A 13,263-nucleotide genomic window follows, 5' to 3' on the forward strand; every position below is an offset into this window, starting at 1 on the left:
CTATCCCTGATCGCCGCCGCCTACAGGCAGCACGGTGCCGGTGATATAGGAAGCCTCGTCCGAGGCGAGGAACAGGATCGCCCGCACCTGTTCCTCGATGGTGCCGTAGCGATGCATCAGGCTGCTGGCGCGGGTCTGGTCGACGATGCCCTGGTACCACTGTTCTTCCTGCGGGCTCAATCTCGACGCATTGCGCGGCACCCGGCGCGGCGGCGCTTCGGTGCCGCCGGTGGCGACCGCGTTGACCCGTATGCCATCCGCCGCATGCTCGAAGGCCAGGCTCGCCGTCAGCGCGTTCACGCCGCCCTTGGCCGCGGCATACGGGATGCGGTAGATGCTGCGGGTGGCGATCGATGAGATGTTGACGATCACGCCGCTTTTCTGCGCGATCATCTGCGGCAGCGCGGCCCGGCAGCACCACAGGGTAGGGAACAGCGAGCGCCGGATCTCGGCTTCGATCTGCGCTTCCTCGTATTCCTGGTACGGCTTCGCCCAGATGGTGCCGCCGACATTGTTGACCAGCACATCGATGCGGCCATACGCCGCCATCGCGGCCCCCATCACGGCCTGCGCGCCAGCGTATGTCTCCAGGTCCGCGAGCACGACGGTTTCCCGGCCGCCGGCCTGCCTCACCTCGGCCGCCACTTCATGAATGAGCTCGGAGCGGTCCGCCAGGACCAGCAGCGCTCCTTCGCCGGCGGCATCGAGCGCGACGCCGCGTCCTATGCCCTGCGCCGCGCCGGTAACGATGACGACCTTGTCCTTGAAACGATCGTTGGTCATGGTAGTCACGCCCCGATGCTTGCCGAAAATTTTTCGTAATGGAAGTTCGCCGGCTGCTGGCCGGAGGCTTCCAGCCACACACGCACCGCTTCCACCATTGCGACCGGTCCGCACAGGTAGACATCGACATCGCCGCCGTTGATCCATTCGGGCTCGATGTGCGCGGTGACATAACCCTTGCGCGGATGACTGCTGCTCTCGCTGACCACGCAGGTGCGGTATTCAAAGCCGGGAAGCTTTGTCTTGGCAACCTCAAGCTGGTCCAGCGCCACCAGGTCTTCATCGTTGGTCACACCAAAGACGAGCCGAACCGGATGCATGCAATCCTGCTGCGCCAGGGCGTCCAGCATGGACAGAAATGGCGCGATGCCGGTGCCGCCGGCCAGCATCAGCACCGGGCGCACCACCTTGCGCAGGTAGAAGCTGCCGTAGGGGCCGGTGAAGGCAATGCGCTGGCCCGGCTTGGCCTGCTCGACCAGGTAGCCGCTCATGCGCCCGCCCGGCACATTGCGCACCAGGAAGGACACGCGGCTTGCGCCCGGCGGCGAGCTGAAGGAATACGAGCGTGTCAACTGCGTGCCGGGCACCGCGACATTCACATACTGGCCCGGCAGAAAGCCGATGCCGTCGCCATTGTCGAGGTCGGCAGAAAAAACGATGGTGGAATCGGAGAGGCGATCGATGTCGACGAGCGTGCCGGAATACGCCGATACGCCGGTCTTGCAGGCAGCGGAAGCGGCTGGCACCTGCACCACGCAGTCGGATCGGGGCCGGGTCTGGCAGGCAAGGATCATGCGCCCGGCGGCTTCCTCCGCGGTCAGCGCGTCATCGATGTAGCTGGACTCGGGCAAATCGTAATTGCCCGACTCACAATGGCAGCGGCAGGTGCCGCAGGCGCCGTCGCGGCAGTCGAGCGGGATGTTGATCATTTGCCGGTATGCGGCGTCGGTGATGGTCTCGTCGGGTGAGCAGTCGATGAAGCGGGTCACGCCGTCCTCGAACTGCAGGGCAATCTGGTAAGTCATGGCAGGCCTCTCGCCCCGGCGGGGCGGGGCATGGTCAATGGGATGGAAAGCGCTTCAGATGTGATAGATGTCGATGACCTGGTGGATGTAGTCGTTCTTCAGGACCACATACTTGTTCAGGATCTGCGGCCGTTCGCCGCTGAAATCGATCGCATAGCGCGACATGCCGAAATAGGCGTAATCGGTCTTGTAGCGGTGGCTCAGCGTGTGCCAGTTGAAGCGCACGGTGACTACGCCGCCATCTGCGTTTTCGACCTCCACGTTGCTGATGTTGTGGCTGGTCCTGGTGTTCGGCATGGTGGCGCTGGAACGCTCGGTCTTGATCCTGAATACCCGGTCTTCCAGGCCCTGGCGGTTCGGGTAGTAGATCAGCGAGATTTCCCGCTCCGGGTCTTCGACCAGGGTGTCATTGTCATCCCAGGCCGGCATCCAGAATTTCGCGTCCTGGTGATAGCAGGAGAGCCACTCGTCCCACTGTTCATCGTCCAGGAGGCGCGCTTCACGGTACAGGAAGTCGCAGATACGGTCCTTGTGCACGGTGCTCATTGCCGTTCTCCCTGCGGCGTGCCTGATGCACTTGCAGCGCCTTCGGCAACCAGAGCCTTCTTCATTTCATCCAGCCAGTACCGGTGCTGCACGGTGTACAGGCCTTCGTCCTCGGTTTTCACGCCACTCATCACCGGGTGCAGGTCGATGGCCTGCGCCGCGTCGTCCGGGCCGTCGATCCAGTGCGCGCATCCGCGCGACATGTCGTTCCATTCCAGCGCCCGGCCGGCGAAGCCCTGCTGGCAGGCGCGGAATTCCTCGAGGTCGTCCGGCGTGGCCATGCCGCTGACGTTGAAGAAATCCTCGTACTGGCGGATGCGGCGGGCGCGGGCTTCGGCCGGCTCGCCCTTGGGCGCGATGCAATAGATGGTGACCTCGGTCCTGTCGACCGATAGCGGCCGCAGCACCCGGATCTGCGAGCCGAACTGGTCCATCAGGTAGACGTTCGGATACAGGCAGAGATTGCGTGAGTGCCGGATCATCCAGTCGGCCCGGGCTTCGCCGAACCTGGCCACGAATTCCTCGCGCCGCGCGAAATTGGGCCGGTCTTCCGGATTGGCCCACCGGGTCCACAGCAGCATGTGGCCATGATCGAAGGCATAGAAACCGCCGCCCTGCTGGCCCCACTTGCCGGCATCCATCGCGCGGATACCGTCTTCGGCATTGCGCTGCTTGCGCTGGCTGGTGGTGGCCGCGTAATTCCAGTGCACCGCGGATACGTGATAGCCGTCGGCGCCATTCTCGGCCTGCAGCTTCCAGTTGCCTTCGAAGGTGTAGGTCGATGCGCCGCGCAGCACTTCCAGGCCGTCGGCGGACTGGTCGACGATCATGTCGATGATCTTCGCCGCCTCGCCCAGGAACTCGTCCAGCGGCGGGACATCGGGATTGATGCTGCCGAACAGGAAGCCGCGGTAGCTTTCGAAGCGCGCTACCTTCTTCAGGTCATGCGAGCCTTCCTTGTTGAAGCACTCCGGGTAGCCGGCGTCCTCCGGGTCCTTTACCTTCAGCAGCTTGCCGCTGTTGTTGAAGGTCCAGCCATGGAACGGGCAGGTATAGGTTGCCTTGTTGCCGCGCTTGTAGCGGCACAGCATCGCGCCGCGGTGGCTGCAGGCGTTGATGAAAGCGTTCAGCTGGCCCTGCCGGTTGCGGGCGATGACGACAGGCTGGCGGCCGATGTGGGTCGTGTAGTAGTCGTTGTTGGCAGGGATCTGGCTCTCGTGCGCCAGGTAGATCCAGTTGCCTTCGAAGATGTGCTTCATCTCCAGCTCGAACAGCGCTTCATCGGTGAATGCGCTGCGGCTCAGGCGGTAATCACCGGTCTGTCTGTCTTCGACCAGCAGGGCGTCCAGGCTCTTGCCCGAGGCGGGCCTGTCGGGATAGATGGGAATCATGTCGTCTTCCTCCGTGTTGCGTCTCAGGCTGCGATCAGGCGGCGGCGCGGATGCGCTCGACCTCGGCGGCTGGCGCGTTCGGCTTGTCGGTCAGCAGGCGGAAATCGAAGTCGATGCTTGCGAATGGCCGCGGCAGTTCGCGCGTCGCCAGTTCTTTCGGGTCGGATACGCGGGTAATTCCCGGAACCAGGCCTTCGCGGCTGGCGAAGGCGAAGTCGTCCCACAGGTAGGCGTCGCCGTCGATGTTGATCTGGGTGGTCAGCTTGCGGTGGCCGTGCGCCGATACGAAGAAATGGATGTGCGCGGGGCGGCGGCCATGGCGGCCAAGCATGTCGAGCAGGCGCTGCGTGGTGCCTTCCGGCGGACAGCCATAGCCCACGGGCATGATGCTGCGGAACCGGTAGCGGCCCTGCTCGTCGGTGATGATGGTGCGGCGCAGGTTGAAGTCCGACTGGCTCTTGTCGAAGAAGGAGTAGTTGCCCATCAGGTTGGCATGCCAGACCTCCACTTTCGCGTTCGGCAGCGGCTTGCCGTCAGAACCAAAGACGGTGCCCTGCATGAACAGGATCTCGGCTTCCTTTTCTTCGCTGCCATCGTCGAGCCGCGCATATCCGCGGGATTCGGGCGCACCGGCGACGTAGAGCGGACCTTCGATGGTGCGCGGCGTGCCGCCGGTCAGGCCGAGCGCGGCCTCGGCTTCGTCGGCGCGGATGTCCAGGAAGCGCTCCAGGCCCAGGCCCGCGGCCAGCAGGCCGAGTTCATGCGTGGCGCCCGCTTCGGCCAGGTATTCGATGCCTTTCCACACTTCGGTGGCGCTGAGGTCGAGATCTTCGATCGCCTTGAAGACGTCGCCTAGCAGTCGCACGACGACTTGCCGCACGCGGGCATCGACCGGGCCGCGGGCGGTGTCGACCACGAAGTTGTTGACCAGCTTTTCGATATCGGAATGGTTCATTTGGATCTCCTCGTTGATATGCATGGAACGACGATGACGGGTTCAGCGATCGTCGGAATGAATGGAAGAGGGATGGCGCAGCAGCGGCGTCACCGCGATTTCCATGAAGGGGAACAGCGGCAGGGTGGACAGCACCGTGTGCAGCTCATCGGTGCTGGCCACGTCGAAGACGCTGACATTGGAATACTGTCCGGCGATGCGCCACAGGTGGCGCCAGGTGCCGGCGCGTTGCAGTTCCTCGGCGCGCGCACGCTCGACGCGCTTGAGCTCGGCGGCCTGGTCCTGCGGCATGCCATGCGGCAGGCGAACGTCCATACGGACATGAAACAGCATGATGGGTCTCCTTTGCGTGGGGTAAGTGGCGTGCTCAGCGGCGGCGCAGCGCCTCGAGCCGGCCCATGTCGAAACGAATGCCCAGGCCCGGACCGTCAGGCACCTGCAGCATGAAATCCCTGTAGACCAGCGGCTCCCGCAGCAGCTCTTCGGTCAGCAGCAGCGGGCCGAACAGTTCGGTGCCGAACTCCAGGCTCGCGAAGGTGGAGAAGAGGTGGGCCGAGGCCGCGGTGCCGACCGCGCCTTCGAGCATGGTGCCGCCGTACAGCGCGACGCCGGACAACTGCGCCACGTCGGCCAGCTGCCGCGCCGGGATCAGGCCGCCGGCCTGGCAGATCTTGATGGCGAATACATCGGCGGCCTCATTGCGGGCAAGCGCCAGTCCATCGTGCGGGCCCTTCAGCGCCTCGTCGGCCATGACCGGCACCGCGAATCGGGCGGACAGCCGCGCCAGCGCGCCGGGCAGTTCCGCGCGCACCGGCTGCTCGATCAGGTCGATGCCGCCATCCTGCAGCGCGGCGATGCCACGCATGGCATCAAGCTCGCTCCAGGCCATGTTGACATCGACCCGCACGCTGACTTCGTCGCCCAGCGCCTTTTTGATTGCGAGCACATGCGCCACGTCTTCCTCCACGCTGCGCGCGCCGATCTTGAGCTTGAAGATGCGGTGGCGCCGGCGCTCCAGCATCGCTTCTGCCTCCGCGATGTCGCGGGCGGTGTCGCCGCTGGCCAGGGTCCATGCGACGGGTAGGGCGTCGCGCAGGCGGCCGCCGAGCAGTTCGGACAGCGGGATACCGAGGCGCCGGGCCTGGGCATCGAGCAGGGCGGTTTCGATCGCGCATTTGGCGAAGCGGTTGCCCTGGACGGTCTTGCGCAACCGCGCCATGCAGGCGGCGGGATTGCGTGCATCCATGCGCAGCAGCTGCGGCGCGATATGGGCTTCGATATTGGCCTTGATGCTCTCCGGACTCTCTTCGCCGTAGCTCAGGCCGCCGATGGTGGTGGCTTCGCCCCATCCCTCGATGTCATCGGCGCAGCGGATGCGCACCAGGACCAGGGTTTGAGATTGCATCGTCGCCACGGACAGCTTGTGCGCTCGGATGGTGGGTACATCGACCAGAAAGGTCTCGATTGCTTGAATCATGGTAGTCGGGTATAACGCAAGTGATTAGCCGGTATTCGCACAATAGATATCTTCTTAAGTCCGGTCCAAGACCGATTAAGCATCGGATTCATACCTTTAAGGCATTACTCGAAAACATGAGCCTGGAGCTGCGTCACCTGCGCTATTTCGCGATGGTTGCCGAGGAGCGCAACTTCAGTCGCGCGGCGGAGCGTCTGCATATCGCGCAGCCGGCGCTGAGCAGGCAGATACAGCAACTGGAAGAGCTGCTGCAGGTCGAGCTTCTGCAGCGCACCACGCGCTCCCTGGAGCTGACCGAGGCCGGGCGCTTTTTCTACGGCCACGCGGTCCAGTTGCTGGCGCAATCCTCGGACATCGTTTCCATGACACGGCGCATTGCCAAGATCGAACGCAAGTTCGGCATCGGCTTTGTCGGCTCGACCCTGTACGGCTTGTTGCCTGAAATCGTAAGGCGATTCAAGGCCGAGCATCCGGACATGGAGGTGACGCTGCACGAGATGACCACGGTCGAGCAGATCCAGGCACTGAAGGATGGCGTCATCGATGTCGGCATCGGCCGCATCCGGCGGGAGGATCCGAACATACGGCGCATCCTGCTGCGCGAGGAAAAGCTGATTGCTGGCCTTCCCATGGGGCATCCGCTGGCTTTCCTCGACCGCGGCTTGCACCTGAGGGAGCTGGTCAATGAAACGCTGATCGTATTCCCGAAGACGCCGCGTCCGAGTTTCGCGGACCAGGTGCTGTCCGGTTTTCATGACCGGGGGCTGGAACCCGCGGCCATCATCGAGGTGCGGGAACTGCAGGTGGCGATGGGGCTCGTCGCCGCGGGAATGGGCGTGACCGTCGTTCCGAAAAGCGTGCTCGGCCTGAAGCGGGCCGATGTCTGCTACAAGTTACTGGACGAGGTCAATCTGGTGTCGCCGATCATCATGAGCATACGGGCGCAGGACCATTCCGCGGACATCAAGTCGTTCCTGGAGCTGACTTACGGGCTGTATCGGTCTGAAGGCATTCCGCACACCGAGGAATCCCTCTACACGCAATGACTTTGCGCAGGGGCGGGCCTGCCAGCTGCCGCGCCGCCACGTGTCCTCCTGTTAGTGCAGAAAACCGCGAGCACGCGGCAAACTCCTGACGTCAGAAACACGGATTTATACCTTTGAAGCATGGAAGCCATGCTTCATCGGTCTTGGACGCCTTTAATCGCTGGCGATACCTTTAAGTATCAGCCGCCCGGAAACCGGAACCTCGTTAGTGCTCCGTCGCTTCGACGCAGATTACGCATGCGTCGGAAGAGCCTTCATACCGCACCTGCCTGGACCACTGGCGCCTGATCGAGCCGAAATTCACGTGTCACGACTGCAGCAGCGCGTGGCGCGCCGAGTCGATGTCAATAAACAAGGAGATGTTCGTGAGACCCGTGGTCATTGCCGTTGCCATTACCGGATCCGTTCCGCGCAAGAAAGACAATCCCGCCGTGCCGATCACGGTTGCTGAGCAAGTCGAATCCACCCATGAAGCCTATGAAGCGGGCGCCAGCCTGGTCCATCTGCATGTGCGTAATCCCGATGAAAGCGCTTCCTCATCCCCGCAGTTGTTTGCCGCGGCCATGGAAGGCATACGTCGGCACTGCCCGGGCATGATCGTCCAGTTCTCCACCGGAGGGCGCGGCCGCGACCAGAATGCCCGCGGCGCTGCGCTGCATCTGGAGCCGGACATGGCCTCGCTGGCTACCGGCACCGTCAATTTCCCCAGCATCATTTACGAGAATGCGCCCGCGCTCGTGGATCAATTGGCGGCTTCCATGAAAGAGCATGCGGTGCTTCCGGAAATCGAGGTCTTCGATCTGTCGCATCTGTACGGCATGCGCAGGCTCATGGATGCCGGATTGATCAACGACAGGCCGCATGTGCAATTTGTCATGGGCATCAGGAATGCCTTGCCGGTACAGGAGCATCTGCTCGATCTGCTGCTGGCAGAGTTGCGTCGCGTGGCGCCAAAGGCGACCTGGACCGCGGCCGGCATCGGTCGTCATCAGAACGACGTCATCCAATGGGTACTGCAAAGACAGGGCGACGCAGTGCGCACCGGCCTCGAAGACAACGTGCGCATCGACCGCGACACGCTGGCCGGCAGCAATGCCGAACTGGTGCGCATTGCCGCAGAGCTTTGCGCCCGGCATGGCGCGCGCCCGGCAACAGCCGCTGAAGCGAGACACCTGCTGGGCCTGCCGGCAGTGACACATACGAGAGCGGACGTGCGCTTCGCTTAGCAGTCTGCGGCAAAGCCGCTCTGGCGACACCTTGCTCACCTTCGTCCTTGCACGGTTCGAGGCGCACGCGTTCGAGGCGCACGCGCTCGAGCCGCGCGGGCAGCAAGCCGCCCCGTCATAAGAGCTTGTTCGTTCAGAAAAACATGAGAAAGGGCAGTCACATCCTGCCCGACCACGATCCATCTGTAGAGGAAGACAAGACCATGCGACAAATCGATATACACAAGCATGCCGACGAGGCGCGCTTCAATGGGTTCCACCGCCGCATTCTGTTGTGGTGCGCGCTGATCATCATCTTCGATGGTTATGACCTGGCGGTGGCTGGCATTGCGCTGCCGTCCATCATGAAGGAGATGGGCGTCACCGCGCAGAATGCCGGCTTCATGGTCAGCTCAGCGCTGTTCGGCATGATGTTCGGCGCCATTTTCCTGGGCACCCTTGCCGACAGGATAGGCCGCAACAAGACCATCGCCCTTTGCATAGGCCTGTTCAGCGTATTCACCGCCACCGCAGGCTTGTGCCGCGATCCTTACAGCTTCAGCGCGATGCGCTTTCTGGCGGGTCTGGGCATAGGCGGCGTGATGCCGAATGTGGTGGCGCAAATGACGGAATATGCGCCGAAGCGAATACGCGCGACGCTGACCACGCTGATGTTCAGCGGTTATGCGGTCGGTGGCATGCTTGCCGCGCTGCTGGGCAAGGGACTGATTGAAACCTATGGCTGGGCCTCGGTGTTCCTCGCTGCCGGGGCGCCGGTGGTTCTCATCCCGTTCATCCTGAAAACCATGCCAGAGTCGATGCCGTTTCTGATCAGGCAGAATCGGATCGCCGAGCTCAAGAGCATCGTGTCCCACATCGACCCAGGCTACCGGGCCGATGCCAATGACCGCTTTGCGCTGCCGGCCGCGGACACGGCGGCAAGCGCTCCGATCGGCAAGCTGTTTCAGGACGGCAGGGGCTTCAGCACAGTGATGTTCTGGATCGCGTTCTTCATGTGTCTCTTCATGGTGTACGCGCTGAGCTCCTGGCTCACCAAGCTGATGGCCGCCGCCGGCTACAGCCTCGGGTCGGCGCTCACCTTTGTGCTGGTGCTGAACTTCGGCGCAATGATCGGCGCCGTCGGAGGCGGGTGGCTGGCGGACCACTTTCATATCAAGCATGTACTGGTCGGCATGTATGCCCTGGCCGCGGTGTCGATCACGCTGCTGGGCCACGAGATGCCGACGGCGCTGCTGTTTCTGCTCGTCGGCATGGCTGGCGCCTCGACCATCGGCACCCAGATCGTCACGTATGCCTATGCCGGCCAGTTCTATCCGATGGCGGTGCGCTCGACCGGCATAGGCTGGGCATCGGGCGTTGGGCGCAGCGGAGCGATTCTCGCGCCGATCCTGATCGGCACCCTGGTCGGCATGGCCTTGCCGCTAGAAATGAACTTCATGGCGATCGCCATTCCCGCCGTCATAGCGACGGTCGCTGTTTCTCTCATTGATCACAAGCGCTCAGCTTCGGCGCACCACGATGGAAGGGGTGCTGCACCGTCCGGTTCCGCGGCACCGGATCGTTCCGGACAAGGCATGGTGCGTGAAAAGCCTGCACAAGCCGAGCCGGAACATGGATGAATACGAACCCAAAAAAATCACGACATGGAGACGAATGATGAACTCGAAATCCCTGCTGCTCATGCCAGCCTTTCTTCTTGCGACCCTCGCAACCACAGCGCATGCCATTGATAGTCCTGTGCTCGCGGACATACAGGCACGTGTCGGCGCAATGGAAACGAAGATGATCGGCTGGCGCCGTGATATACACCAGCACCCTGAACTATCGAATCAGGAACATCGCACCGCGGCGCTGGTCGCCGAGCATCTGCGCAGGCTGGGTCTTGAAGTACGGACCAATGTCGGCGGCACCGGCATCGTGGGCGTGCTCCGAGGCGCGCATCCCGGCAAGGTCGTTGCGCTGCGCGCGGACATGGATGCCTTGCCGGTGAAGGAACTGGTCGACTTGCCGTTCGCATCCAGGGCCAAGGGCAAGCACATGGGCAGGGAAGTCGATGTCATGCATGCTTGCGGCCATGACGGGCATACGGCCATACTGATGGCGACCGCCGAGGTGTTGTCGGGCATGAAGGACCGGATACATGGAACGGTCAAGTTCATCTTTCAGCCCGCGGAAGAAGGGCCATCGGAAGCCTCGCAGCACGAAGGCGAGCACATCGGCGCATTGGCAATGGTCGATGCCGGCGTGCTCGACAATCCCAGGGTCGACGCCGTGTTCGGTTTGCATCTGATGCCCGGGTTTCCGGTGGGGACGGTGGCTTATCGTCCGGGGCCGATACTTGCATCGGGGGACTCTTTCAGCATCAAGGTGTCCGGCAAGCAGACGCACGGCGGGTTTCCGTGGAATGGCATCGATCCGATCGTGAGCGCTGCGCAGATCGTGATGGGCATGCAGACCATCGTCAGCCGGCAGCTGGATCTGTCCAGAGAGCCAGCAGTGCTGTCAATAGGCGCGATTCGAGGCGGCAACCGGGAGAACATCATCCCGGACAGCGTCGAGATGCTGGGTACGGTGCGGACCTTCGATGACGGCATGCGGGCGGACACGCTCGAGCGCATGCGCACGACCGCCGAGTCGATTGCGCGGGCCAGTGGCGCAAGCGCCGAAGTACGCTTTCAGCAGCCCGGATATGCGCCGACGATCAATGATGAAGCGCTGACTGCTCAAATGCTGCCGACGCTGAAACGGGTCACTGATGGCAAGGCGGTATTGGCGCCCAAGCTCAGCGCGTCGGAGGACTTTTCCGAGTACCAGAAGAAAGTGCCGGGAATGTTTTTCTTCCTGGGGGCGACCGGTCCGGGAAGGAACCCGGCCACCGCTGCGCCCAATCATTCGCCGAAATTCGAAATCGACGAGGCGGCTCTTGCAGTAGGTGCGCGAACCATGACGGCGCTGGCGCTGGACTACCTGGGACGCGACTGAGTTCCTGCCAGGACCTCAGCACAACCGGGTGGATGGGAGGGGTCGTCCATGGACAGAGCATGGCCACCCTGCCCGCCGCACACCGCCGGCAGCTGCATAATCTGCCTTATGTCAAACGAGGTCCCGAGCTAGCTACCTTCCGCAAATGTTTTGAATGTCGCATCTCCAGCAAGAGCTCAGGGTTGCCAACGCGCCTTCTTATCCGATCATGTTCATACCGCCGAGATGAGTACTGGCTACATCCTGCGTGGACAACGCAATCTCATACATCGGTTGGACTCTGGGATCCGCTGCGATTTGTTCCGGGAAAATGAAGCCGCTTTCCGCGCGCGGAAACACGATATCGATTTTCCTGAAGCATTCGTCAACGAACTCTGAACAGATATAGGTATTGTTTTCCACGGGATGTCCGAAGCCTATCGTGAGGCGCGCCAGGATCATTCCCACTTCTTCCTTGTTGTACTTTCGGTTGAGAAGATCCGCCGCCTCGCCAAGCATCGCCGTTACTTTTTGTGCGTCGATGTCGCCGTTATAGCGCGCCAGGAACAGGCGTCCATCATAGGGCTCACCGGAGTTTTCATAGTCCGACACATATTGACTCAGCGGCACGGCGCGCACTCCGTCGTCCTCTACGCTTTCCAGGAGAAGCACACGATCGTTCCACCGAAACAGGAATCCGACGTGACTGAACATGGAATTGGAGAAGTGTTCAATCATCCTGCTGACCGGGTAGTTACCCGCCGCAAAGAGCAGATCGCCGGTCCGTATCTGCCTTCTCAGGTTTGAATAGCTGTCCCGCGTGACACGGTCCGAGGCGAATTTCTGCTCTGCGGGAGCTAATGTTTGAATGGGCATCGGTGTTCCTGAGTAGCGTTTGGTTGGTGTGAATGTGGGCACGCCGGTCACTCTGCATGGAGCCCCATAAGCTAATTCAGCTGAACAGCCTTATCGGCTGATCTTCACCCACAAGTGAAAATGTTCGGGCGCATGCCATGTTGATGGACGTCAAACGGTGTTCAGTGCCATCCCTGGAACAGCCTCGAAGAACGGTTGCATATGGCGCCGGCAGACGAATAGGCTGGCGGTACCGTGAAATGCACCCTGCCCTCGGTGTCCATCGCCCCAGGTCTTTCAACAACATGCTAAAGGCCCCAGGACACCGCCTTGACGCCGAACAGTTGGCCATGAAACAGCATCACCAATATGGCAAGTAACGCTCCAGAGAGAACAGCGATCACATCCTGCCTGCCAACGGGCACGAAACGCTTTACCGCATGCCGGCTGCTTGCAGAGAGGATGTCAAGGACCGCATAGGCAAGGAAGGCCCCGAACAGCAGGCTGCCCTTCGCATCCCCGTTGGCAAGCAGATGCACGCTGGCCCAGATGCCTATACCGATCAGCATCGGATGCCTGAGAGTCCGACGTATGTGCGTGCGCATGTTCGCAGCCGCCAGCAATATGAAGCTGACGATCATGGCAAAGGGCGCGATCGCTATCGCGCCCGGGAATGGATCGAACAGACGCGTTCCCATGGGAGCGCGGGCATAGCCGACTACGATAAGGACTAGTCCGAGCGCGGAGACGAGTGAAAACATTCCCTTGTAGCCTTTCTCGCCGAGGCTGCGCAACAGTGCGCCTCGCATGCCATCCAAGACCGGAACAAGATGTATGCCAAAAAAGGCCAGCAGACCGAGAACAAGCATCGTCATGATTTGCTCCATTAACTGAACAGAATGTTCCAACTCGCGATCCACTGTATTGCCGCGCCCAGGCGGCGATCAGCGTGGCATGGGAGATCACGGCGTGTTAGCCGCGCAGGCTCATGTCGACGA

General features: G+C 62.0%; 13 protein-coding genes. 4 read left to right on the top strand and 9 right to left on the bottom strand.

Annotated elements, in window-relative coordinates; translation table 11 throughout:
• The 7 genes from JJB74_RS23815 to JJB74_RS23845 are packed head-to-tail and all read right to left on the bottom strand — an operon-like array spanning position 1 to position 6,177.
• Positions 1–783 carry a 1,6-dihydroxycyclohexa-2,4-diene-1-carboxylate dehydrogenase gene (locus tag JJB74_RS23815; protein ID WP_200596187.1) on the bottom strand — a complete coding sequence of 261 codons (783 nt, stop codon included), beginning with the start codon at positions 781–783 and terminating at the stop codon, positions 1–3.
• Between the two features lie 5 nt (positions 784–788).
• Positions 789–1,808 carry a benzoate 1,2-dioxygenase electron transfer component BenC gene (gene benC, locus JJB74_RS23820; protein ID WP_200596126.1) on the bottom strand — a complete coding sequence of 340 codons (1,020 nt, stop codon included), beginning with the start codon at positions 1,806–1,808 and terminating at the stop codon, positions 789–791.
• Between the two features lie 54 nt (positions 1,809–1,862).
• Entirely contained in the window at positions 1,863–2,354 is a 492-nt protein-coding gene (gene benB, locus JJB74_RS23825) for a benzoate 1,2-dioxygenase small subunit (RefSeq protein ID WP_200596128.1), read from the bottom strand.
• Positions 2,351–3,745, bottom strand: a complete 1,395-nt coding sequence (gene benA, locus JJB74_RS23830; protein ID WP_200596130.1) for a benzoate 1,2-dioxygenase large subunit — start codon at positions 3,743–3,745, stop codon at positions 2,351–2,353. Before benA ends, benB begins: the two co-directional genes overlap by 4 nt.
• A 34-nt stretch (positions 3,746–3,779) precedes the next feature.
• A complete protein-coding gene (catA, locus tag JJB74_RS23835; protein WP_200596131.1) occupies positions 3,780–4,700 on the bottom strand; it encodes a catechol 1,2-dioxygenase in 921 nt (306 codons plus the stop codon).
• 42 nt (positions 4,701–4,742) lie between these two features.
• Positions 4,743–5,033 (bottom strand): muconolactone Delta-isomerase, encoded by a 291-nt coding sequence (gene catC / locus JJB74_RS23840; protein WP_200596132.1) that lies wholly within the window; start codon positions 5,031–5,033, stop codon positions 4,743–4,745.
• Positions 5,034–5,067: 34 nt separating this feature from the next.
• Positions 5,068–6,177 carry a muconate/chloromuconate family cycloisomerase gene (locus JJB74_RS23845; protein ID WP_200596134.1) on the bottom strand — a complete coding sequence of 370 codons (1,110 nt, stop codon included), beginning with the start codon at positions 6,175–6,177 and terminating at the stop codon, positions 5,068–5,070.
• 122 nt (positions 6,178–6,299) lie between these two features.
• Here JJB74_RS23845 and JJB74_RS23850 point away from each other — a divergent pair, with 122 nt between their 5' ends.
• The 4 genes from JJB74_RS23850 to JJB74_RS23865 all read left to right on the top strand — a co-directional run bounded on the left by JJB74_RS23850 (position 6,300) and on the right by JJB74_RS23865 (position 11,431).
• Positions 6,300–7,223 (top strand): LysR substrate-binding domain-containing protein, encoded by a 924-nt coding sequence (locus JJB74_RS23850; protein ID WP_200596188.1) that lies wholly within the window; start codon positions 6,300–6,302, stop codon positions 7,221–7,223.
• Between the two features lie 365 nt (positions 7,224–7,588).
• Positions 7,589–8,449, top strand: a complete 861-nt coding sequence (locus JJB74_RS23855; protein WP_325170165.1) for a BKACE family enzyme — start codon at positions 7,589–7,591, stop codon at positions 8,447–8,449.
• A gap of 203 nt (positions 8,450–8,652) precedes the next feature.
• Positions 8,653–10,068, top strand: a complete 1,416-nt coding sequence (locus JJB74_RS23860) for an MFS transporter (protein WP_200596191.1) — start codon at positions 8,653–8,655, stop codon at positions 10,066–10,068.
• Positions 10,069–10,102: 34 nt separating this feature from the next.
• Positions 10,103–11,431 carry an amidohydrolase gene (locus JJB74_RS23865; protein WP_200596136.1) on the top strand — a complete coding sequence of 443 codons (1,329 nt, stop codon included), beginning with the start codon at positions 10,103–10,105 and terminating at the stop codon, positions 11,429–11,431.
• Positions 11,432–11,629: 198 nt separating this feature from the next.
• Here the strand turns inward: JJB74_RS23865 and JJB74_RS23870 are convergent, their stop codons facing one another.
• Together JJB74_RS23870 and JJB74_RS23875 are read right to left on the bottom strand one after the other, a co-directional pair.
• A complete protein-coding gene (locus tag JJB74_RS23870) occupies positions 11,630–12,286 on the bottom strand; it encodes a YiiX/YebB-like N1pC/P60 family cysteine hydrolase (RefSeq protein WP_200596138.1) in 657 nt (218 codons plus the stop codon).
• A gap of 287 nt (positions 12,287–12,573) precedes the next feature.
• A complete protein-coding gene (locus JJB74_RS23875; RefSeq protein WP_200596140.1) occupies positions 12,574–13,185 on the bottom strand; it encodes an NnrU family protein in 612 nt (203 codons plus the stop codon).
• Positions 13,186–13,263: the final 78 nt, after the last annotated feature.

Origin of the sequence: Noviherbaspirillum pedocola (genome assembly GCF_016632335.1) — a bacterium.
In the GTDB taxonomy this organism is placed as follows: Bacteria; Pseudomonadota; Gammaproteobacteria; order Burkholderiales; family Burkholderiaceae_D; genus Noviherbaspirillum_A; species Noviherbaspirillum_A pedocola.